This window comes from Phenylobacterium montanum, assembly GCF_018135625.1.
Lineage (GTDB): Bacteria > Pseudomonadota > Alphaproteobacteria > Caulobacterales > Caulobacteraceae > Poindextera > Poindextera montana.
In genome coordinates this window covers 1,714,757-1,736,034 of record NZ_CP073078.1, presented here as the reverse complement: position 1 = coordinate 1,736,034, position 21,278 = coordinate 1,714,757, and the positions used below count along the sequence as shown (strand labels likewise).

At 68.2% G+C, this 21,278-nt stretch carries 25 protein-coding genes; 11 read left to right on the top strand and 14 right to left on the bottom strand.

Going from position 1 to position 21,278, the window contains the following annotated elements:
• Nucleotides 1-3: 3 nt before the first annotated feature.
• The 5 genes from KCG34_RS07660 to KCG34_RS07640 form a co-directional block, all read right to left on the bottom strand.
• Nucleotides 4-2,382, bottom strand: a complete 2,379-nt coding sequence (locus KCG34_RS07660) for an ATP-binding protein (RefSeq protein ID WP_211939789.1) — start codon at nt 2,380-2,382, stop codon at nt 4-6.
• A gap of 230 nt (nt 2,383-2,612) precedes the next feature.
• Nucleotides 2,613-3,587 (bottom strand): phytanoyl-CoA dioxygenase family protein, encoded by a 975-nt coding sequence (locus tag KCG34_RS07655; RefSeq protein ID WP_211939788.1) that lies wholly within the window; start codon nt 3,585-3,587, stop codon nt 2,613-2,615.
• Nucleotides 3,588-3,656: 69 nt separating this feature from the next.
• The gene (locus tag KCG34_RS07650) at nt 3,657-4,274 is read right to left on the bottom strand and encodes a helix-turn-helix transcriptional regulator (RefSeq protein WP_211939787.1); all 618 of its coding nucleotides are present in this window, start codon (nt 4,272-4,274) and stop codon (nt 3,657-3,659) included.
• The gene (locus KCG34_RS07645; protein WP_211939786.1) at nt 4,271-5,395 is read right to left on the bottom strand and encodes an aminotransferase; all 1,125 of its coding nucleotides are present in this window, start codon (nt 5,393-5,395) and stop codon (nt 4,271-4,273) included. The genes KCG34_RS07650 and KCG34_RS07645 overlap by 4 nt, the downstream gene beginning before the upstream one ends.
• A complete protein-coding gene (locus KCG34_RS07640) occupies nt 5,392-6,351 on the bottom strand; it encodes an ornithine cyclodeaminase family protein (RefSeq protein WP_211939785.1) in 960 nt (319 codons plus the stop codon). Before KCG34_RS07640 ends, KCG34_RS07645 begins: the two co-directional genes overlap by 4 nt.
• 145 nt (nt 6,352-6,496) lie before the next feature.
• Here KCG34_RS07640 and KCG34_RS07635 point away from each other — a divergent pair, with 145 nt between their 5' ends.
• From KCG34_RS07635 to KCG34_RS07625, 3 genes are read left to right on the top strand one after another with little or no spacing between them, the layout of a single operon-like run.
• On the top strand, nt 6,497-6,757 hold the full coding sequence (locus KCG34_RS07635) for a metal-sensing transcriptional repressor (protein ID WP_211939784.1): 261 nt from the start codon (nt 6,497-6,499) through the stop codon (nt 6,755-6,757).
• 44 nt (nt 6,758-6,801) lie between these two features.
• Nucleotides 6,802-7,800, top strand: coding sequence for a class I SAM-dependent methyltransferase (locus tag KCG34_RS07630; RefSeq protein WP_211939783.1), 999 nt, complete (start codon nt 6,802-6,804; stop codon nt 7,798-7,800).
• 2 nt (nt 7,801-7,802) lie between these two features.
• Nucleotides 7,803-8,660 carry a nickel/cobalt efflux transporter gene (locus KCG34_RS07625; RefSeq protein WP_211939782.1) on the top strand — a complete coding sequence of 286 codons (858 nt, stop codon included), beginning with the start codon at nt 7,803-7,805 and terminating at the stop codon, nt 8,658-8,660.
• Here KCG34_RS07625 and KCG34_RS07620 read toward each other — a convergent pair.
• A complete protein-coding gene (locus tag KCG34_RS07620; RefSeq protein WP_211939781.1) occupies nt 8,657-9,112 on the bottom strand; it encodes a PaaI family thioesterase in 456 nt (151 codons plus the stop codon). The two genes, KCG34_RS07625 and KCG34_RS07620, sit on opposite strands and share 4 nt — an antisense overlap.
• Nucleotides 9,113-9,191: 79 nt before the next feature.
• Here KCG34_RS07620 and KCG34_RS07615 point away from each other — a divergent pair, with 79 nt between their 5' ends.
• From KCG34_RS07615 to KCG34_RS07590, 6 genes are read left to right on the top strand one after another with little or no spacing between them, the layout of a single operon-like run.
• On the top strand, nt 9,192-10,340 hold the full coding sequence (locus KCG34_RS07615; protein ID WP_211939780.1) for an acyl-CoA dehydrogenase family protein: 1,149 nt from the start codon (nt 9,192-9,194) through the stop codon (nt 10,338-10,340).
• Nucleotide 10,341: 1 nt separating this feature from the next.
• Nucleotides 10,342-10,581, top strand: a complete 240-nt coding sequence (locus KCG34_RS07610; protein WP_211939779.1) for a DUF3253 domain-containing protein — start codon at nt 10,342-10,344, stop codon at nt 10,579-10,581.
• A gap of 59 nt (nt 10,582-10,640) precedes the next feature.
• On the top strand, nt 10,641-11,225 hold the full coding sequence (locus KCG34_RS07605; RefSeq protein ID WP_211939778.1) for a uracil-DNA glycosylase family protein: 585 nt from the start codon (nt 10,641-10,643) through the stop codon (nt 11,223-11,225).
• Complete coding sequence (locus KCG34_RS07600) at nt 11,222-12,241, top strand: alpha/beta fold hydrolase (protein WP_211939777.1); 1,020 nt, start codon at nt 11,222-11,224, stop codon at nt 12,239-12,241. Before KCG34_RS07605 ends, KCG34_RS07600 begins: the two co-directional genes overlap by 4 nt.
• 12 nt (nt 12,242-12,253) lie before the next feature.
• Nucleotides 12,254-13,327 (top strand): Glu/Leu/Phe/Val family dehydrogenase, encoded by a 1,074-nt coding sequence (locus tag KCG34_RS07595; protein ID WP_211939776.1) that lies wholly within the window; start codon nt 12,254-12,256, stop codon nt 13,325-13,327.
• A gap of 3 nt (nt 13,328-13,330) precedes the next feature.
• Nucleotides 13,331-13,765 (top strand): DUF1810 domain-containing protein, encoded by a 435-nt coding sequence (locus KCG34_RS07590; RefSeq protein ID WP_211939775.1) that lies wholly within the window; start codon nt 13,331-13,333, stop codon nt 13,763-13,765.
• On the opposite strand, the gene radC is transcribed toward KCG34_RS07590, so the two are convergent.
• From radC to KCG34_RS07570, 4 genes are all read right to left on the bottom strand, one after another.
• Complete coding sequence (gene radC, locus KCG34_RS07585; RefSeq protein ID WP_249138259.1) at nt 13,762-14,367, bottom strand: RadC family protein; 606 nt, start codon at nt 14,365-14,367, stop codon at nt 13,762-13,764. The two genes, KCG34_RS07590 and radC, sit on opposite strands and share 4 nt — an antisense overlap.
• A gap of 71 nt (nt 14,368-14,438) precedes the next feature.
• Complete coding sequence (map, locus tag KCG34_RS07580) at nt 14,439-15,260, bottom strand: type I methionyl aminopeptidase (protein WP_211939774.1); 822 nt, start codon at nt 15,258-15,260, stop codon at nt 14,439-14,441.
• Nucleotides 15,261-15,392: 132 nt separating this feature from the next.
• The gene (locus KCG34_RS07575; RefSeq protein ID WP_211939773.1) at nt 15,393-16,553 is read right to left on the bottom strand and encodes a class I SAM-dependent methyltransferase; all 1,161 of its coding nucleotides are present in this window, start codon (nt 16,551-16,553) and stop codon (nt 15,393-15,395) included.
• A gap of 1 nt (nt 16,554) precedes the next feature.
• Nucleotides 16,555-17,271, bottom strand: a complete 717-nt coding sequence (locus KCG34_RS07570) for a TylF/MycF/NovP-related O-methyltransferase (protein WP_211939772.1) — start codon at nt 17,269-17,271, stop codon at nt 16,555-16,557.
• Between the two features lie 179 nt (nt 17,272-17,450).
• Here KCG34_RS07570 and KCG34_RS07565 point away from each other — a divergent pair, with 179 nt between their 5' ends.
• Nucleotides 17,451-18,377, top strand: a complete 927-nt coding sequence (locus KCG34_RS07565) for a phytanoyl-CoA dioxygenase family protein (RefSeq protein ID WP_211939771.1) — start codon at nt 17,451-17,453, stop codon at nt 18,375-18,377.
• Between the two features lie 16 nt (nt 18,378-18,393).
• Here KCG34_RS07565 and KCG34_RS07560 read toward each other — a convergent pair whose 3' ends face one another.
• The 4 genes from KCG34_RS07560 to sfsA all read right to left on the bottom strand — a co-directional run bounded on the left by KCG34_RS07560 (nt 18,394) and on the right by sfsA (nt 20,377).
• A complete protein-coding gene (locus tag KCG34_RS07560) occupies nt 18,394-18,675 on the bottom strand; it encodes a type II toxin-antitoxin system RelE/ParE family toxin (protein ID WP_211939770.1) in 282 nt (93 codons plus the stop codon).
• Nucleotides 18,662-18,958 carry a type II toxin-antitoxin system RelB/DinJ family antitoxin gene (locus KCG34_RS07555; protein WP_211939769.1) on the bottom strand — a complete coding sequence of 99 codons (297 nt, stop codon included), beginning with the start codon at nt 18,956-18,958 and terminating at the stop codon, nt 18,662-18,664. Before KCG34_RS07555 ends, KCG34_RS07560 begins: the two co-directional genes overlap by 14 nt.
• A 136-nt stretch (nt 18,959-19,094) precedes the next feature.
• Nucleotides 19,095-19,562, bottom strand: coding sequence for a hypothetical protein (locus KCG34_RS07550; RefSeq protein ID WP_211939768.1), 468 nt, complete (start codon nt 19,560-19,562; stop codon nt 19,095-19,097).
• A gap of 77 nt (nt 19,563-19,639) precedes the next feature.
• A complete protein-coding gene (gene sfsA, locus KCG34_RS07545) occupies nt 19,640-20,377 on the bottom strand; it encodes a DNA/RNA nuclease SfsA (protein ID WP_211939767.1) in 738 nt (245 codons plus the stop codon).
• A gap of 59 nt (nt 20,378-20,436) precedes the next feature.
• Here sfsA and KCG34_RS07540 point away from each other — a divergent pair, with 59 nt between their 5' ends.
• A complete protein-coding gene (locus KCG34_RS07540; protein WP_211939766.1) occupies nt 20,437-21,228 on the top strand; it encodes a competence/damage-inducible protein A in 792 nt (263 codons plus the stop codon).
• The last annotated feature ends 50 nt before the right edge of the window (nt 21,229-21,278 follow it).

The window sequence follows — 21,278 nt, the reverse complement described above, 5'->3', positions numbered from 1 at the left end:
GGCCTAGCGGGCCTCCGCCGTAGCGGTCCAGGTTTCGATCTTGCCGACCAGATCCTCCAGATTGACCGGCTTGGCGATGTGGTCGTTCATCCCGGCCCGTTTGCAGGCGGCGACCTGTTCGGGCAGCACATTGGCGCTGAGGGCCAGGATCGGCGTCGCCTGGTTGCGGATCGACCGCGCACGGATCGCCTGGGTCGCCGCCAGGCCGTCCATTCGGGGCATCTGCAGGTCCATCAGGATCAGGTCGAAGCGGGACCGATCGGCGGCCCTGACCGCCTCGGCTCCATCGACCGCTTCGACGATCTCGATGTCGAAGGGCGAGAGCATGGTCGCCACCAAGTCGCGGTTGTTGGTCACGTCGTCGACCAGCAGGATGCGCATGGGAGCGAGTTCGGGATCGGGCTCTTCAATCGCTGCGGCCTGGGCGGTCGGCGCATCCGCGACCGGCGCAGCGACGGTGAACCAGAAGGTCGAGCCGACGCCTTCGGCGCTCTCGACGCCGATCTGGCCGCCCATCAACTCGACCAGGCCCTTGGCGATCGCCAGGCCCAGCCCCGCCCCGCCGTAGCGGCGGGTGTTGGACTCGTCGGCCTGGGAGAACCGCTGGAAAAGGCGGGCCGCGTCGGCGGGCGCCACCCCGACGCCGGTGTCCTTGACCGCGATCCTCAGGAACCCGCCCTGCGCGCCCCAATAGCCGACGGCGACGACGATGCGGCCGTGCTCGGTGAACTTGATCGCGTTGCCGACCAGGTTCAGCAGCACCTGCCGGGTGCGGTCGGGGTCGATATGAACCCACCGCGGCGCCTCGGCGGGCAGGTCGAGCCGCAGCTCCAGCCCCTTGCGTTCCGCCTCCTGGCCGACCAGGGCCAGGGCGTCAGCAAGAAAGTCCTCCAGCCCGGTGGGGCCAGGATTGAGTTGCACGCGTCCCGACTCGATGCGCGAGACGTCGAGGATGTCGTCGACCAGGCTGAGCAAGGCCTGGCCTGCGCCGACGATGCGGCGGACGTGGCCGTGCTCGCGCTCCGGCAGGGCGCTGGAACGATCGAGCAGGCCGGCGAAGCCGATCACGGCGGTCAGGGGCGTGCGGATCTCGTGGCTCATATTGGCCAGGAACTGGGCCTTGGCGACGGCGGCGGCCTCGGCGGTCTCCTGGGCCACCCGGCTGGCCAGCAGGTCCTCGTCGGCCTTCAGCTTGGCCAGGGCGTTGGCCTGGAACACGCTCAGCGCCCGCGCCAGTTCGCCGACCTCGTCCGAGCGCCCGACCCCGGGGACGGCCAGGGCCAGGTCGCCCTTCGCGACCTCGCGCGTGGCCCGGGTGATGCGGTCGATCGGCCTAAGCACCTGCAGGTTGACGAACAGACAGGCGAGGGCGCCGATCATGATCACCAGCACCATGATCGCCAGCGCCTCGTAGAATTCCTGCTCGGCTGAGGCCGCCTGGCTCGCCGCGCGCTCGGCGGCGAGGTCGAACGCCGTTCCGGCTACGCCCATCAGACTGTCGAGCGCGACAGTGTCGGCCTGCATGTTCTTGTGCGTCTCGAAGGGCGAACGCTGGCCGGCGGCGAAGGCGGCCAGGATTTTGCTCCGACGGGCCCGGTCTACATTGAAATAGGCTTCGTCGGCCTTGGCGATGGCCGCCTGTAGCCGCGGCGAGGCGTCGACCCCGGCGTAGTCCTTCAAGAGCCGCCAGGGCGCGTCGATGCGGCCGACCATGGTGTCAAAGGCGCTCTGCTGCTCAGGCGTCAGCGCGCGGCCGGTGTTGGCCCGGGCCTGCATGACCATGTCGGTGCCGACCGCGTCTCGCACCGACCAGGCCATGCGGCCGACGTTCATCATGCGGGCGATCATCGGATCGTCCCGGCTCACCTCGGCCGCAAGCTGTCCGCTGGTCGCATCGAGCGCATCGGTCAGTGCGGTAACGGTGGCGAACCACGGGTTCGACAGGTCGGCGGGGCGGCGTCCCGGGGGCGCCTGCAACGCGGCGGCGGCCGCGTCCCTCAGAGCAGAGACTGCAGACCAGCGCTGCTCGATGGTCTGGAGGCCGTAGGACTGGCCCTGGCTCGACAGGCCGCGCAGAGCCTTGATCGTGGCTGCAAAGCCCTTGGCGTTGCGCGCGCGCAGGTCGGCGCGATAGCGGATCTCGTCCGGCGTAGGCCGAGCGTCTTCCGAAAAGCCCAGCACGTATGTGCCGCGCTCCAGGCGCGCGTTGTTCATGAACGCAAAGATCACGCGCGAAGCCTCGGTCACCCGGACCACGCGGTCGGCCTGTTCGCGGCGCTGTTCCGCACGCCACGCCGCCATCACGCAAAACGCCGCCAGCACGGCGGCCAGAACGCCGACGACGAGCTGAACGCGAGAGCCGATAGACTGAACTGGCTTCATGCCGCCCTGCCGCTCGCCGGGGCGGGCCCTGCCACTTATTCGCCGCCCCCGGCGAGTCGGACCTTAGTCCTCGGCGAAGCAAATCGCTCGTATTTGCAATTGCGACCAATCGGCGCGGCGGGCGCGATCTGAATTCGCCGCCAATTGGCAAGGGTTGAAAAATGGCCGTGGCTGCCAACACCCGAGCCGGATTTGCAGCCGCGCTCGCGCCCGGCCTTCAGCACCTCAGCCTACTGTTCTCCTCGCGGCATGGCCTTGCGCACTTCGGGATCGAAGCCGCTGGCGGCCCACTCGCCCTGGGCGGTGTTCCAGTGCGAGAAGAACAGGCGTGTGGCCGGGTCCGGGCTCATGGCCAGCCGCTGCGGGAACAGGTTCCAGTCGGTCAGCACGGGCGAAGGCGCGCGGACATAGCGGTCCGTGGTCGGCAAGGCGCTGCGCAGCCAGCCGCCGCGAGCGTAGTACTGGTGCCAGGTCCGCCGCATCTGGCGCCCGTCGCCGTCCAGCCGGGTGTGGAAGGTCGCGGTGTCGTAGAGCACGCAAGTCCCCGCCGGGCCATAGAGCGGAACCTCGGCATAGGCCTCGCCCAGCCCCTCGAAGGCCGCCTTCAGGCTGGCGTAGCGGTTGCTGCCCGGCACGACGCAGAAGGCCGGCGTGCCCGGCTCCACATCGGTCAGGTAGTGGATGGCGCACAGCCAGTCGCAGGGCATGTAGGGGGTGCGCGTGAGCCGGTCGTCCCGCACGGCGTCATGGTGGAAGTTCATTGCGCCAGCCCCGGCGTCTTCCGGCGTCTCGCGAAAATTGAACTCTGAGAAGCGGGCCCTGTCCTCGCCGCCCAGGAGCTGCGCCACGACCCCGAACGAGCGCGGGTGGCGCGTGTAGCGATCGAGTTCGGGGTGGTCGAGCAGGGGTTGGGAAAAGATCAGGCCCTGTTCGCGATGATGCGGCTTGCGCCGTTCGCCCAGGCCCCAGGCTTCTGGCCGCTCGGCCTGGGTGCGGTCGCAGAAGCCGTTCAGCTGGGCCAGCTCAGCCGGCGTCAGGCAAGCCCGCAGCACCACATAGCCGAAGCGTTCGAAGAAGGCGCAGGCCGCCTCCCGCTCGCGTTCCGGATCGAAGGCCGGCGGTGGCGGGTCAGTCCGCACGCGGCCGAAGCCCTGGCGCGCAATCTTCGCATCGCCGCTGCGGTTCTCCTGCGGTTGAAGCTTCACCGACATCGCCGGTCGCCCTCCCTGTCTTAGCCCAAGGAGACTACACGGATCGATCTACGGCAACGCCTCTCAGCCTCTCAGCGCCTTCAGATGGTTGAACACCGTGGCGCGGGAGAGGCCCAGCACCTCAGCGACATAGGGCGCGGCGCTCCTGCCCCTGAAGGCGCCCTCGGCGAACAGGGCCTCGACCAGGGCCTTCTTCTCGCGCCGGTCCAGGGCGGCCAGGGTCTGGCCGCGCTCGGCCAGCCAAGTGTTGAGGAAGATGTTGATCCGCTCCTGCCAGTCGTCGCGGAACAGCTTTTCCGGCTGTTGCGGCAGCGGGGCTTCCCCAAGAAACAGGGAAAGCGCGGCCTTGGCGCGCTCGAACACCGAGATGTCCAGATTGACGCAGACGAGGCCGATCGGCGCGCCTGCGTCGTCCCGGGCGACGATGCTGACCGAGCGCATCATCGAGCCATCCCAGTTCACCTTGCCATAGGGGCCGATCACCTGTTCGTCCGGATCGAACTCGATCTCGTCCAGGGCGGATTCGTCGCCCAGCGAGCGCTTGGAGAGGTTGTTGGCGATGTGGACCACGGTCTGGGTGGACAGGTCATGCACCACCACCTCGACATGAGGATGGAGCAGGGCCGCGATGCCGTCCGCAAAGGGGGTCCAGCGGGCCAGCAGTTGCTGGTTCGCGCTCAAGCCGGCAGGCCCTTCAGGAAGCGCGACAGGCCGGCCAGGCCCGCCTTCAGCGTCTCGGTCCCGTTGCCGAAGCCTAGGCGCACGGTCCTCTCCATCTCGAAGGCCGAGCCCGGGACCATCAGGACGCCCGTTTCCTGCAGGAGCCTTCGGCAGAAATCCTCTGAGCTCAGCTCGGCGTCGTAGTTCAGCAGGGTCACGGTCCCGCCCGTGGGCCGCACCCATGAGATCCGGGGTTCGCCGGCGACCCAGTCATCCAGGATCTTGAGGTTGACCCGCACGATCTCGCGGTTGCGGGCCATCAGCGCCTCGCGGTGCTCCAGGGCGATGGCGGCGACGTGGTCGTCGATCATGCCGACGCTGATGGTGTTGTAGTCGCGGCGGATCATCACCCGTTCGAGCAGGTCACGCGGCGCGCTGATCCAGCCGAGCCTCAGGCCCGCCAGGGCGAAGGCCTTGGACATGCTGCCGACCGCGATCCCCTTGTCGTAGAGGTCGGCGATCGAGGGCGGCGTCGGCTGGTCCCCGGTCTCGACGCCGCGATAGACCTCGTCGCAGATCAGCCAGGCGTCGTGCCGCCGGGCGATCTCGACGATCTGGCGCAGCATGGCCTCGTCCATCACCGAGCCGGTCGGGTTGTTGGGGTTGGTCATGGCGATCAGCCGGGTCTGCGGCCCGACCATGGCCTCGAGTTCGGCGATGTCGGGCAGGTAGCGGTGCTCGGCCCTCAGCTGCAGGCGCTTGACCTCGGCCTGGTAGCTCTCGGGGATAGAATAGTGCTGCTGATAGGTCGGGACCACCGAGACGATCTCGTCGCCCGGCTCGACCAGGGTCTCGTAGAGCAGGGCGTTGGCCCCGATGGCCCCGTGGGTCACCAGCACCTCGTCCGGCCCGCGGCCCTGGTACAGCGCGGCGATCGCCTCACGCAGCCTTTGGCTGCCCTCGATCGCGCCATAGGTCAGCTTCAGGCCGTTGAGCTCCTCCAGGATCACATTGTCCTTGCCGGCCAGGGCCATCAGTTCGCCGAAGGGGATGGAGTCGATGCAGGTCTCGGCGATGTTGTGCACGCACCGGGTCTCGTGCGCGTTCATCCAGATTTCGACGGCGAAGGGGGCGATCTTCACGGGCGGGTCTCCTCATTGTGGGCGCGCAGCACTTCGGCGGCGACGGCGATGTCTTCCAAGCCCATGCCGATCGAGCGGAAGAAGCGGTGGCGGCGGCCGAAGGCTGGCTGGACCGCGCCGGCCACCAGTTCGGGCAGGTCGCCGAGGATGGCGTCTGCGGACCAGCCGTGGCTTTCGGCTGCGATCACCATCTCGCCGGCGCTGAGCGGCGCAGTGCGGCGGTAGTCGCAATAGACGTCCAAGGCGGTCATGGCCTGCGGCGCGACCTCGTGGGCGCGGGGGGCGTTGGTGCTGATCGAGGTGATCAGGGCGGGCTTGGTCAGCATGGCCGGGTCCAGCACCGGGCTCGCGGAAGAGGTGCAGAGCAGCACGGCGTCGGCGTCCCGCACCGCCTCGGCGAGGTTGGCGCATAGCCGCACCCCTTCACTCAGGTCGGTGAAGCGGGCGAAGTCGGCGGCTGGCCGGCGCTCGATCGAGGGCGAGGTGATGCGGATATCGCGCCAGGCCCTCAAGGGCAGGACGCGGCGCAGGTGGGCTTCGGCGATGTCGCCGGTCCCGACGATGGCCAGGGTCCCGGCGTCGGGCGCGGTCAGCAGGTCGACGGCCAGGGCGGTGGTCGCTGCGGTGCGCTCGGTGGTCAACCGCTTGGAGTCGCAGAGCAGCAGCGGCTCGCCGGTCTCGGCCGACATCAGAAGGGTCCAGGCGGTGATCAGCGGCCCCTGCTTGCGCACGATGTAGGGCGACAGCTTGACCCCGAACGCGGCCTCGCCGGCCAGCATCCCGGCATAGGCGATGAAGTCGCCGGCGTCTTTCGGGAACAGGGTCACCGTCTGCGGCGGCTGCACCGCCTCGCCCGCGTGCAGGGCGGCGAACATGCGGCGAAGCGCGCTCGCGACGTTGATCCGCGGCAGCAGGGCCAGGATCTCGGTCTCGTTGAGGATGGGCGCGGTGGGCATGGGGCGGGCTTCCGGACAGCAAACACCGAATTCACTAGGCCTGAATAATTAGACTGTCGAATCAAAAATTGGATTTTTGATCTGATTTGTGGAGTCTCGTCGAACGGATTGACTCTATCCTATCCAGGGGGATAGGATAATCGACATGGAACACAAGCACGCATCCCACCCCGCCATCGCCTCCCGCCTGAAGCGGGCCGAAGGGCACCTGCGCTCGATCGTCAAGATGATCGAGGACGGGCGCAGTTGCCTCGATCTGGCTCAGCAACTGCATGCGGTGGAGGCGGCTGTGGGCGCGGCCAAGCGCGAGTTGATCCACGACCATATCGAGCACTGCCTGGACGGCGGCGGCGAGAGCGCCAAGGCCGACCTGAAGGAGATCAAGCAGCTCACCAAGTACCTCTGACCGCCTACCAGGGCGGCCGCAACCACACAGACGGAGGAGCGACCATGGCGGACGGCAAGGCCGGGCCGATGGCCCATCACGCCCACAGCCACTTCTGGATCTTCGGCCTTGTCGGCCTCGCGGCCGGGGCGGCCCTGATGATCTATGTGCCGCATCTGAAGGCCGTGTCGGCCTCGCTGATCCTGTTCGCCGGCTTCCATCTGGTGGGGGCGGTGGTGATCCTCTCCTCGCTCTATTTCGGCGGCTTGCGCGACCACTTCCGCCGGGCGCGGAAGAACCGGGCGGCGAGCGGCGACCGGCTCGACTTCGGCTGGGGGCCGGGCTGGATGAACGGCTTAGGCATCGCCGCCCTGATCGCGCTCGCTGCGGCGGTCGCTGTGCAGGTTTCGGCGCCGGGCCTCTGGCCGCTGGCCTTCGCCCTGGTGGCGCTGGCCTGCCTGTTCTTGGCCGGCAATTCGATCATGCGCGGCTTTCGCCGGCAGGATCAGGCGGTGCTGCCCATGGTCGACCTTCTGCGTGGGGAGGCCGACGTGGTCATGGACGCCGGATGCGGCGCCGGGCGTACCAGCATTGCGCTGGGCCGCATCGTGCGCGGCGGCCACATCATCGCCGTCGACCGCTTCGACGCCGGCTACATAGACGACGGCGGCCGGGCGCTTTTGGAGCGGAACCTGCAGCTGGCGGGCCTGAGCGACAAGGTGACGATCGAGTCCGGCGACCTCACCGCGCTGCCTTTCGGCGAGGGCGACTTCGATTCCATCGCCAGCACCCACGTCTATGACCACCTGGGGGACGGCAAGGCCAAGGGCCTCGCCGAAGCCTTCCGCGTGCTGAAACCCGGTGGACGCTTCCTGATGGCCATCTGGGTCCCGGGGATGTCGATGTTCGCCGTGGCCAATGTCCTGTCCATGTTCCTGACGCCCAAGTCCGCCTGGCGGGCCATGGCGAAGGCGGCCGGGTTCGAGATCGTCGAGGAAGGCGCCTTCAACCACGCCTGGTACCTGCTGCTGCAAAAGCCCGGCCCGCGCGGAGCCGCGGCCTGATCATGCCCGACCTCGCCCACCTGATCGCCGCCGGCTCGGCCAACCTCTGGCTGTTCATCCCGACCGCAGTGCTGCTCGGCGCCCTGCACGGCCTGGAGCCGGGCCATTCCAAGACCATGATGGCAGCCTTCATCATCGCCGTCCGCGGCACGGTGGGCCAGGCGGTGATGCTGGGCCTGTCGGCGACGGCGTCCCACACCCTGGTGGTCTGGTTGGTGGCCCTGGGCGGGCTCTGGTTCGGCCGCAATCTGAACGTCGAGACCAGCGAGCCCTGGTTCCAGCTGGCCTCGGCGATCGCCATCGTGTCGATCGCCGCCTGGATGATCTGGCGCACGGCGCGGGAGGCGAGGGCCGCCGCCCATGCCCATGATCATGGTCACAGCCACGATCATGGCCATCACGACCATGATCAATGCGACCATGACCACCATCACGACCACGGCTTCGACCCGCACGCCCTGCTCGAGGCGGCCGGCGAGGCCCAGGATGCGCACGAGCGCGAGCACGCCGCCGAGATCATGAGCCGCTTCGCCGGCAAGCCGGTGACCAATGGCCAGATCATCCTGTTCGGCCTGACCGGCGGGCTGATCCCATGCCCGGCGGCGATCACCGTGCTGCTGCTCTGCCTGCAGGTGAAGAAGATCGCCCTCGGCGCGGTTCTGGTTGCGGGCTTTTCGGTCGGCCTCGCCCTGACCATGGTCACCTTCGGCGTCGTCGCCGCGGTCGGCCTCAGAAAGGCGACGCAGCGCTGGCAGGGCCTGGATGGCTGGATGCGCCGTGCGCCCTATCTCTCCGGCGGCCTGGTGATGAGCCTTGGTTTGATCCTGGGCGTGCGGGCGGCGATGGCGCTGGCAGGCTAGGCGCGCGCGCGGGTTTTCTTCACCACCCCCGAATAGGTCATGATCGTCCGCCCGCCGGTGGAAATGGTCCCGCGCAGGAACACCAGGGAGCCGCCGGCCCGCACCACCTCGCCGCGGCCCTCGATCAGGTCGCCCACATGGGCCGGTCCCACGAACTCGGCGTTCAGCGACACAGTCACCGCGTGGGTGTCGGCCAGGGCGTGGCGGCCGCAGACGAACAGGCAGTAATCGGCGAAGGTCAGCATGCAGCCGCCGTGCATGAAGCCGCCGCCGTTCATGTGCTTATTCTCGGCGCGGAAGGCGGCGAGCACCGACCCGTCGGGCTCCACGCGCGAATAGTAGGGTCCGCTCAGGTCCTCATAGGGGTCGCTGCCCTGCCATAGCCGCCAGCCGGCCCATTCGCCCTCGGCGATCAGCGGGCGGTCGGGAAAAAGATCCTCGCCGTCGGCCATGTTTGCTCCGCCCCTCTCCGCGCTCTATGAACCTCGATCAGTTGCGACGCTGCATAGCCGGAACGGCAAGGGGAACGCCATGGCTCTCGATCTCGAAACCCGCAATCAGCTGATCGAGGGCGTGCGCCGTTTCGTCGCCGAGCGCCTGCGGCCGATCGAGGCCCAGGTGGCCGAGAACGACGCCGTGCCGGACGAGGTGGTCGCCGAGATGCGCGATCTGGGGCTGTTCGGCCTGTCGATCCCCGAGGAATACGGCGGCCTGGGCCTTTCGATGGAGGAGGAGTGCCTGGTCTGTTTCGAGCTCGGCCGCACCTCGCCGGCCTTCCGCTCGACCTTCGGCACCAATGTCGGCATCGGCAGCCAGGGCCTGGTCATGTTTGGTTCCGACGAGCAGAAGTCGAAGTGGCTGCCGAGCATCGCCTCGGGCGAGACGGTCACATCCTTCGCCCTGACGGAGCCCGAGGCCGGCTCTGATTCGGCCGCCGTGCAGACGCGCGCCCGGCGTGACGGCGACCACTACGTGCTGGACGGCTCCAAGCGCTACATCACCAACGCCAACAAGGCCGGCCTCTTTACCGTCATGGCCCGCACCGACCCGGACAAGAAGGGCGCGCCGGGGGTTTCCGCCTTCCTGGTCCCGCGCGACCTGCCGGGGCTTTCGGTCGGCAAGCCGGAAAAGAAGATGGGCCAGCAAGGCGCCCACATCTGTGACGTGATCTTCGAGGGCGTGCGGGTCCCGGTCGAGAACCGGCTTGGGCCTGAGGGCGAGGGCTTCAAGATCGCCATGCAGGTCCTGGACCGCGGTCGCCTGCACATCGCCAGCATCTGCGTCGGGGTCGCCGAGCGCCTCATCGCCGACTCGGTGGCCTACGCCGCCGAGCGCAAGCAGTTCGGCCAGGCCCTGGCCAGTTTCCAGATGGTCCAGGCGATGATCGCCGACAGCAAGACCGAGGCCCTGGCGGCCAAGGCCTTGGTGCTGGACAGCGCCAGAAAGCGCGACGCCGGCGACAGCGTCACCCTGGAGGCGGCCTCCTCCAAGCTGTTCGCTTCGGAAATGGTCGGCCGCGTCGCCGACCGGGCGGTGCAGATCTTCGGCGGCGCCGGCTATGTCGCAGACTACGGCATCGAGCGGCTCTATCGCGACGTGCGCATCTTCCGCATCTACGAAGGCGCCAGCGAGATCCAGAAGCTGGTCATCGCCCGCGAGACGATGAAGCGGGGCGGGTGAGGTGCGTTCTCCCATCGAAGAGGCCATTTTCGACCTCCTGAAGGGGCTCGAACCCGGCAAGTCGGTCTCGCCCGAGCAGGTGGCGCGGGCGGTGGACGCCGAGGGCTGGCGGCGCATGCTGGGCCAGGTCCGCGCCACCGCCATCGGCCTCGCCCGCCAGGAGCGGCTGGTCATCACCCGCCATGGCAAGCCGGCCGACCCGGACAGTTTCAAAGGGGTGTATCGGCTGCGGCTGCCCTGACGCCCCCTGCGTCCCCCGGTCGTCTGGAGCCCGGCGGCGACGCACGCTAGACAGGGGCCATGTCCCTGGACGCCGTCCTTGCCGAGATCAGAGCCTGCCGGGCCTGTGCGGAGGAGTTGCCGTACGAGCCGCGGCCGGTGGTGCGGGTCAGCGCCGACACGCGCATCCTGATCTGCGGCCAGGCGCCGGGGCGGCGGGTGCACGAGAGCGGCCTGCCGTTCGACGATCCCTCCGGCGATCGGCTGCGCGCCTGGATGGGCGTCGATCGCGGGACCTTCTACGGTCACCCGGCGATAGGCGTCGCGGCGATGGCCTTCTGCTATCCCGGCACGGCGCCCAAGGGCGGGGACTATCCCCCGCCGCCGCGCTGCGCCGCGCTTTGGCGACAGCGGCTGCTGGCTGAACTGCCGCAGGTGAAGCTGACCCTGCTGGTCGGCTCCTACGCCCAGGCCTGGGCGCTCGGAAAGCGGGCCGGCGCCAACATGACCGAGACGGTGGCCGCCTGGCGGTCGCTCCTGCCCGACCTGATGCCCCTGCCGCACCCCTCCTGGCGCAACACCGCCTGGCTGAAGAAGAATCCCTGGTTCGAAGACGAAGCGGCGCCATATTTGCGCACGCGCATAGTCTCCATGTTGGCCGCATGATCCGAGCTGTCCTGACCGCCGCCGTCCTTATGCTGCTGGCCGCCTGCGCGCCGGTGACCCAGCTGGCCGGCAAGCCCGATGTCACTTTCCAGGGGCCGCGGCTGGAGGAGCACGCCTTCGTCAGCTTCGACGGCGCCCGGCTCGGCCTCAGCGAATGGGACCCTGCCACCGGCGAGCCCTGGGCGGTGGTGATCGGCCTGCACGGCATGAACGACTATGCCAACGCCTTCCACTTGGCCGGCGAACAATGGGCCCAGGACGGGATCACGACCATCGCCTATGACCAGCGCGGCTTCGGCCGCTCGCCGGCGCGAGGCGTCTGGGGCGGCCAGGACCTGATGGCCGAGGACCTGCGCACGATCACCGCCCTGGCCCGCCAGCGCTATCCGCACGCGATCATCGCCGTGGCTGGGGAGAGCATGGGCGCGGCTGTGGCCATCGACGCCTTCTCCTCCGACCGGCCGCCGGCCGCGGACCGGCTGGTCCTGGTCTCGCCAGCCGTGTGGGGCTGGTCCAGCCAGCCCTGGCCCAACAGCGCGGCCCTGTGGCTGACCGCCCACATCGACGGCCCACTGGTGATGAACCCGCCGCGGTTCCTGGAAAACCACATTCTCGCTAGCGACAATATCGACGAGCTGCGCCACATGGGCCGCGATCCCCTGATGATCTGGGGCGCGCGCACCGACACTCTGTATGGCCTGGTCGACCTGATGCAGACCGCCTGGGAGAAGGCCGGGCAGACAAGTATTCCGGCCCTCTACCTCGCCGGAAAGCACGACCAGATCATACCCCTGCATTCCCACTTCGAGGCGGCCCGCAAACTGCGGCCGGACGACCGCTCGGCCCTCTATCCCAACGGCTGGCACCTGCTGTTGGTCGACAAGCAGGCGGGGGTGGTCTGGCGCGACATCGAAGGCTATATCCGCGACCCCGCGGCGCGCTTGGCGTCGCACACACCGCCCATTCCCGGCGCGCCGACGCCGGCCGAGAAGCCGACCGTCCAGGCCACCCGCTAGAAAGCCCCGCCCATGCCCCTGTTCCAGTCCCCGGCCTTCGAGGGCCACGAAGGGGTCCACGCCTTCTTCGACGAAGCTTCCGGGCTGAAGGCGATCATCGCCGTGCACTCCACGGTCCGCGGGCCCGCCGCCGGGGGCGTGCGCATGTGGGCCTACGAGAACGACCAGGCGGCCCTGGACGACGCCCTGCGCCTGTCGCGGGCCATGTCCTACAAGAACGCGGTGGCCGACCTGGAGCTCGGCGGCGGAAAGTCGGTGATCATCGGCGATTCCCGCACCCAGAAGACCCCAGCCCTGTTCGAGGCCTTCGGCGAGGCGGTGGAGCAGCTGGGCGGCCGCTACTGGGCGGCGGAGGACGTGGGGGTCTCGCCCGCCGACCTGGCCCACACCCGCCGCCGCACCCGCTACGTGGCGGGGCTGGAGGGACACGACGCGGCCTCGGGCGATCCCAGCCCGGTCACCGCCGAGGGCGTGTTCCGCGGCCTGCAGCTGTGCGTGCGCCGCGCCCTGGGCCGCGAGCTCGACGGGGTGCGGGTGGCCATACAGGGTGTCGGCAATGTCGGCGGCGCCCTGGCCGACAAGCTGGCCGCTGCCGGCGCGGTCCTGACCATCACCGACGCCAACATGACCCATGCCGAACAGGTGGCCGACCGCACCGGAGCTGAGCTGGTCGCGCCCGGCGCCATCTTCGACACGGATTGCGACGTCTTCGCCCCCTGCGCCCTCGGCGGCGCCATCTCGATCGAGACCCTGGCCCGCATCCGCGCCCGCATCATCGCCGGCGGCGCCAACAACCAGCTGGCCAGCGCCGAGGCCGGCCAGGCCCTCTACGAAAAGGGCCTGATCTACGCCCCCGACTATGTGATCAACGGCGGCGGGATCATCAATGTGGCGGCGGAGATCCGCGCGCTGGAGCTGGGCGAAGCCTTCGACCGCGCCTGGGTCGACGCCAAGCTCGCCCGCCTGACCGAGACCCTGGGCGAGATTCTGCAGCGCTCGATCGACGAACACCGCCCGACCCACCTGATCGCGAACCAGGTCGCCAAGGCCCGGCTGACCCGCGCCGGAGCCAAGGCGGCGGCCTGAGCCATGACCGGCGCCGATCCGTTCGACCTGCAGCGCTTCGTCGAGGCCCAGGACGGCGTGATCGACCGGGTGCGCGAGGAGCTGAGGCGCGGGCGCAAGGCCAGCCATTGGATGTGGTTCATCTTTCCCCAGATCGCCGGACTGGGCTTCAGCCCCATGGCCCAGCGCTATGCCATCACCGGCCGCGCCGAGGCGCTGGCCTATCTGGCCCACCCGGTCCTGGGGCCGCGGCTGCGCGAGCTGACGGCGATCGTGACGGCGGCGCCGGAGAAGACCGCCCACGAGATCTTCGGCTCGCCCGACGACATGAAGTTCCGCTCCTGCCTGACCCTGTTCGCCGCGGTCGCGCCCGAGCAGCCGGTGTTCGGCGAGGCGCTGCGGCGCTTCTATGACGGCGAGGTTGATCCGGCGACGCTGGAGCGGCTGGGTCGGCCTTAGAACAACCCCAGCCCCTTCAGGCTCGCAACGCCCTGCCGGCCGACGATCAGGTGGTCGTGCACGGTGACGCCCAGGGGCTTGCCGGCCTCGACCACCAGCCTGGTCATGGTCACGTCGGCGGACGAGGGGTTCGGGTCGCCGGAGGGGTGGTTGTGCAGAAGGATCACCGCGCTGGATGAGAGCTCAAGCGCCCGGCGCATCACCTCGCGCGGATAGACGGGCGCCTGGTCGACCGTGCCGTGGTTCATCACCTCGTCGGCGATCAGCTGGTTCTTTTTGTCGAGGAACAGCACCCGGAACTGCTCGCGCGCCTCATTGGCCAGGGCCAGCCGGATATAGGCGTGCAGTTGGCTGGCCGAGCCGATCAGGGGCCGCTTGGCCACCGGCGCGCGGCCCTGCCGGATCGCCGCCTCGTGCAGCAGCTTCAGGTCCAGGGCCACGGCCTCGCCGATACCGCTGACGGCGCGCAGTTCGGGGATGGAGGCGCCCAGCACCCCGCCCAGGTCGCCGAACCGGGCCAGCAGCGCTTTGGCCAGCGGCTTCACGTCTTTGCGCGGGATCGAGCGGAACAGGAAAAGCTCGAGCAGTTCATAGTCGGGCAAAGCGCCCAGGCCGCCCTTCAGCGCACGCTCGCGCAGGCGCTCCCTGTGGTCCGAATGATCGGCGGCGTTGCTCAGGCGGCGGCCGGGCGGTAGAGGCCGGCGGGCGAGAGGGTGAAGATCTCGAGGCCGTCCTCGGTGATCCCCACCGAATGCTCGCACTGGGCCGACAGCGACTTGTCGCGGGTGACCGCCGTCCAGCCGTCGGAGAGCAGCTTCACCTGCGGCTTGCCGAGGTTCACCATCGGCTCGATGGTGAAGAACATGCCAGGTTTCAGCACCGCGCCTTCGCCGCGGCGGCCGAAATGCAGGATATTGGGATTGTCGTGGAACACGCGCCCCAGGCCGTGGCCGCAGAAGTCGCGCACCACCGAGCAGCGCTGGGCTTCCACATAGGACTGGATCGCATAGCCGATGTCGCCCAGGCGCGCGCCAGGCTTGGCGGCGGCGAGGCCCCGGTCAAGGGCCTCATAGGTGATGTCCACCAGGCGCCGGGCGCGGGTGGGAACGTCGCCCACCAGGTACATGCGGCTGGTGTCGCCGTGCCAGCCATCGACCACCACGGTCACGTCGATATTGGCGATCTCGCCGTCGCGCAGGGTCCTGGAGCCGGGAATGCCGTGGCAGACCACGTGGTTGGGCGAAATGCACAGGGTCTTGGCGTAGCCGCGATAGAACAGGCAGGCGGGCAGGGCGCCGTGGTCGAGGATGAACTCCCGCGCCAGCCGGTCCAGCTCGTCGGTCACCGCGCCCGGCTTCACATGCGGGGTCAGCATGTCGAGGCACTCCGCCGCCAGCTTGCCGGCGCGGCGCATGCCCTCGAACTCGTCGGGCGTATGGATCTTGATGCCATTGCCGCGCCGTGTGGCGGAGGCTTCCAGGGCAAGATCGTTCATGGGTGTTCCTGTAGTCCGGTCACTGTGGCCGCCAAGATGGGGCGGCGGCCCTTATGTCGCAACGATAGCACAAATCTTCAACGGCCAGATTGCGCCGTGGTCGCATATCGGCCGCCACGTAGGCCTGCCCGCTCAAGTGTAGAGGCGGACGTTGCGGTCCGGCGCCACGCCCTGGCCCCCAAGGCTCGCTGCGATCGCCTTTTCCGAAACATAGGACGAGATCACGATCTTGCGCCCGCTCTGCAGCGCAGCGTCCGGTTCGACGACAGGATGATGGCCGAGCCTATGGCCATGCTTCTGGCTGTCGCGGTCGGTAATCGCCAGGATATTGGCCCAAGTCTCCAGCGAGGTCCGTGTCAGCAGCGTCGAGGTATGGATGCCTGCGCCCCAGACATAGACCTCTTCCCCCTCCGCCAGCGCCGACCGCAGGCGGGCGTCGACCGAGCGCCATCGTTCGGCGTCGACGCCGGCATAGGTCTCCAGGAAGCGCAGGTTGTCGGCGAACCCGTTGACCAGGCCGGCTCCGCCGGTGGCGCTGGCCTTTCGCGCCAGGACGGTGATGACCGGGAAGGGGAAGAAATCCAGCGTGACTTCACTGTCCACGATCTCGAACCCGGCGCCGGAGAGCAGGTTTTTCAGCGAGCCGGCCTCGAAGTAGTTGAGGTGCTCCATCATGAACAGCCCGGGCGGGTTGATCTCGGGCGCCGTCAGGCACGGCACTTCGATCAGCAGATGACCGCCCTCGGCCAGGGCCGCCCGGACGACGCCGAGGGCCGCCGCCGGATCGTAGATGTGTTCGAGCACATGGCTCATGGTGACGAGATCGAGGCCGGCGTGGTCCTTGAGGGTGATTTCACCGGTTCCGGTGTCGAGCTCCACGCCGAAGCGGGCCTTGGCCTGGGCGACGGCGGCCGGCGACGGATCGCACCCGCCGACCTTCCACCCCTGGGCCCTTAAGTGCCAGAGCATGAAGCCGGCCGCGGCCCCGACGTCGTAGACCCGCCCCGGCTTCAGGTCGGCGCGCGCGACGCAGTCGAGCATCCGGGCGGCGGTCGACGACAGCGGCGGATCGCCGTCGCCGAACGCCAGGTAGTTCGAGAACATGGCGTATTGCCGCGCCATGGTCTGCGGCGACACCGCCGGATCCTGCAGCACCAGCCCGCAACCATCGCAGCAGCGCAGGCCATAGCGGACGGGCCCGAGGCCGCAGACCTCGATCGCCTGGTCGAACATCCGCACGCCCGCGGCCGAACCGCAGACGAAGCAGGCCCGGCCGATCGGTTGGTTTTCCATGTCAGGCCTTGACCAGGAAACCGCCGGGCGCGGAGGTCCAGCCGAACTTCTCGATCCGCGGAACCGCGCCCTTGAAGAAGGTTTCGACCGCTTCGGTCTCTCCCGGCCATTCGCGGATGGCGAATTCGTCGAACAGGACCACGCCGCCCGTCACGATCCTGGGCCAAAAGGCCTCAAGCGCCGCCAGGGTCGGGGCGTAGAGATCCATGTCCAGGTGCAGCAGGGAAATCCTGAGGCCCGGATTGTCGGCCGCATAGCGCGCCGCCGTCTCGCTCACATCCCCGTCCACCAGCTCGACCCGCGCGCGCTGAGGCACGAAGCTGTCCTGGTTGAAGGCGTCGACCAGGGCGTACAGCGTCTCCTGGAAGCCCGAAGAGTTCCACCCCTCCGGCGTGTTCTTGACCCGTGCGTCCGTTCCGTCCTTGTCGGTGCGGATCGCCAGGCCCTTGAAGTGGTCGAAGCCGATCACCTTCCGCGTCCGGTCGCCGGGACAGAAGGTCTCCAGGAACCGCGCGAAGGTCAGAAGCGAGGCGCCCTTGTAGACGCCGCACTCGACGATGTCGCCCGGCAGGTCGCGCACCTTCTGGAACACTTCGTAGTGCGCGAACGGCTTCATGAAATGCATGCGCCGGCCGAACGAGGCGAGATTGGCGATCAGGTCGTGGTCGTCGAGGTGACGCTTCAGCAGCGTGCGCAGGGTCTCGTCCGTCGGGATCATCGGGATGCCTCAAAGCCGTGTGGTCGGGACCGACGTTATTGATGACGGGTTAAGGATAGCTTCGAATGGCGTTCGCGCCGCCGCGCCGACGTGACGCATTACGTCGCAGCCGGGTTTCAGCCGCCATTAACTACAATGGGAAAGTCTCGGGCGCTATTGGACCCCTCAAGGACCTGGCCATGGCCTTTGGCGAAACCCAGCCGGCGACCTCCGCCGCCGTCTCCGACTTTACCGAGCATGGCCGGCACATCCTGCCCGCGCCCGTAGACGCCGAGGCCGCCGCCGCCCTGCTGGCCGAGATCCGCGCAGACCGCAGCTTCGGTCAGGCGCTGTTCCTCGACCAGGCGAGCTTCGAGGCGAACCCGCAATATACCGGCGTCAATCCGCGCCCCGGGCGCAACCTGCTGGACCGGTTCGCCGACCGCCTGGGTTTCGTCGAGGGCTCGCCGATGGTCACGGGCGCCCTGGACGCGCTTTTGGGGCAGGGCTGGGAGGTCCTGAACCGCAAGATCGTCTGCGGCGTGCCCCAGAGCGCGATCCCGGGGTGGGTCAAGGACAAGATCGGCGACGACCTGGTCAACAACCTCGGCCCCTATGTGCGGCCCGAGTATCGAGACGTCACCTATTTCTACGGCATCGACTTTCACCAGGACCTGATCGACTTCAAGGACCGCGACGCCGATTTCGTCACCCTCTACTGCTACCTGCATCCGGTAACCCGGGCCGACGCGCCGCTGTACCTGCTGGACGGCAGCCACGCCCTGGGGGCGACGGTGTTCCCGCACGACCTGCGCCGCGACGGCGAGGCCTGGCTCTATGGTGACCGGGCGGGGCAGGAGGTGGCCTGCGCCCAGCGCATCCTGACCGGCGAGACCGGCTTTGTCGCCATCTGGCACGCCTGCACCCTGCACGGCACCCAGCCCGACGCCGCCGACCACGAACGCATATCCCTGCGCTACCTGATCGCCAAGCGGCCAGGGACCAAGGCCGCCATCGACGACCTCAACGCCGCTTTGAAGGGGCCAGCTCGCCTCGCCAGCACCCGCCTAGACCTCGCCGCCGACGGCTCGCCGCAGATCAAGGGCAATACGGTCAACAGGGCCTGAGGCGCGGTCATATTTCTTAAGGTTGCGGCCACTGCCGCGCCGTATGCAAGATGCGCAGGATCGTCACCGCGCGGGCGTTTTCCATGTAGATCACGACATAGCTCGGCCGGACCAACATCTCGCGGGTCCCGGGGACGCGGCCGTGCCGGTAGAGCTTGGGACGCGTTGCGAGTTTCGCCGCCTTGGCCTCGATCTGATCCTTCAAACGCTGGGCTGCTTCGGGATTGTCGTCAGAGATGAAATCGACGATCGCCAGCAGGTCGGCGCGCGCCGCTTGCCGCCATTCAAGCGCCAGCACGCCGCTTCCTGTCGATCAGCACCTGTGCTTCGTCCATCACTTGCCGATGATCAACTGCAGGCCGCGTGTCGTCCAAAGCCTCATGGACCTTCATCCGGAACCAAGCGTCATAGGCGTTGGGGTCGGCCGCAAGCCCGGCCGGCAACCCGCCCTCCTTGACGATGCGGGTAAGCAGGATTCGCACGGCGTCGGAAACCGTCAGGCCGAAGCTGGCGAGCTTTTCCGCAGCATCGGCCTTCAAGTCGTTGTCGACCCGAACATGCAGCATCGTGGTCTGGGCCATCGGAGTCTCCTGGTGATCGCGGGCCAGTATGTATCTCAACTGCGATACGGACAACGCCTTCCGTACTTGCGCCCGTTCGGCTCCCCGAAACCCGTCGTTCCTAAGGGCTCGGATAGGCGGATTTCTGCCATTGGCTTCAGACGCCCATCCCGTCCCACCTACCTCGGATTTCGCTCTCCAAGTCGCCGACGCGATCCTGGCCTTCCGCGTCATCGGGGGCCAGGGCTGAGGCGACGATGTTCAGGGCCGCGCGCTGCGCTGGGTATTGGCTAATGGTGACGATCAGGCCAAGGCATTCTTCGGCTGACGCGTGAAGACCTCGGATCATTGAGGCTGCCACCCGACTGATCGGCCGGGCAAGAGGGTGAAAATCCAGACCCTTTACCTCACACCACTCGTTGAGGAGATCGAGACGGCGGGAAGATGAGACATCCTCCGATGGAGGAGGATTACAAATTTCCTCCAGCACTCCAAACGCACCGTTGACGGAAATCTCAATGCCCTCACCGATCAATCCCGACGCTGCGTGCTTGTCGCCATACGGGAGGCAACAATCGAATCGATCAAAAAGCCGCGCTTCAGCCGCGGCGTCATGTTCTCTCATGCACCTAAAATCCTGGATGTACCTGGCGACTGCAATGGGTCTAGTACCGCCGCATGCGTGAATCCTAGCGTCGGCGACTACGTCAGCCCGACGACGGCGCGCCCCCCTTCGCCAGCGCTACCGAGCCAAGGAATCCGCCGTGCGATCCTGACCGCCTGCACGTCCATCTCGCAGGCATAGACCAGCACCTCGACGCCCGCCTCGGCCGCCTCGTCGAGTCCGCGCGCAAAGGCCGGGTCCAGGTCGCGGCAGGCGCTGAAGCGGTCGCAGTCTGTGCGTTGTACGACGAACAGGGCCACGGCGCGATCGCCGGCCTGAACCATCGCCGCAAGCTCACGCAGATGCTTCAGCGAGCGCGCCGCCACGCAGTCGGGGAACTCCGCCACGCCCGCCTGGCGCATCAGGTGGCAGTTCTTGATCTCCAGCCAGCAGCGGCGGCCCTCGTCTTCCAGCAGGAAATCCACCCGGCTGTTCTCGCCATAGCGGACCTCCCGCCGATGCACGGCATAGCCCGAGACCTCGGGGATTCGATCCTCGGTCAGGGCCTCGGCGACCAGGCGGTTGGGGTGCAGGGTGTTGATGCCGACGAGGCCGCCTTCGACCTCCACCAGTTCCAGGGTATGGGCCAGCTTGCGCTTGGGATCGTCGGAGCGCGAGAGCCAGCAGCCCAGGCCCGGCATGTTCAGCCCCAGCATGGCGCCGGGGTTGGGGCAGTGGGCGGTGATCTGGCGCCCATCGTCCATGCGCACGTCGGCGAAGAAGCGCTTGTAGCGCTGCAGCAGCACGCCGTGCTCCAGCGGTTGCGGGAACTGCATCGGAAGCCTAACTCGGATAGCGAAAAGGAACCTGGGCCGGACCATAGGAGAGCTGAGCCGTGAATGCGACCACCGAGCGGGTGACGGCCGCCGTCCTGATCATAGGCGACGAGATCCTCTCCGGCCGCACCCAGGACACCAACCTGAACGCCATCGCCAAGTTCCTCGGAACCCACGGGGTGGACCTGGCCGAGGCGCGGGTCGTGGCGGACGTGCACGAGGAGATCGTGGACGCGCTGAACGCCCTGCGCGCCCGCTACGACTATGTGCTGACCACCGGCGGCATCGGCCCGACCCATGACGACATCACTGCCGACGCAGTGGCTGCGGCCTTCAGCGTCCCGCTGAGCGAGCACCCTGAGATCATCGCCATGATGCAGGCGCGCTGGCAGGGCGTGGAGCTGACCCCGGCCCGCCGGCGCATGGCGCGGGTGCCGGAGGGCGGCGAGCTGGTCAAGAACCCGGTCGGCGGCCCGCCCGGCTTCACCATCGGCAACGTCTTCGTCATGGCCGGCGTGCCCCAGGTGATGCGCGGCATGCTGGAGGACGTGGGCTGGCGGCTGAAGGGCGGGGCGGTGGTGCTGTCGCGCACGGTCCGGGTCGAGGGCTTCGGCGAAGGGGTGATCGCCGAGCCCTTGGAACAGGTGGCCAGGGCGCATCCGGCCATGGCGCTGGGCAGCTATCCCTTCTTTACCCCAGAGGGCTACGGCGCGAACCTGGTGCTGCGCGGGCGCGACGCCGGCGAGATCGAGGCGGCGATCCAGGAGCTGGTGGAGGCCCTGACTGCGGCCGGGATCACCGGCGCCATCATCGATCCCGAACCCAAGGCGGCCGTCGCCAACAGCGCCTGAGGCGGTGGTTCGACCCACTGTGAATCACAAGGAAAAGGTGTGCCTTTTCT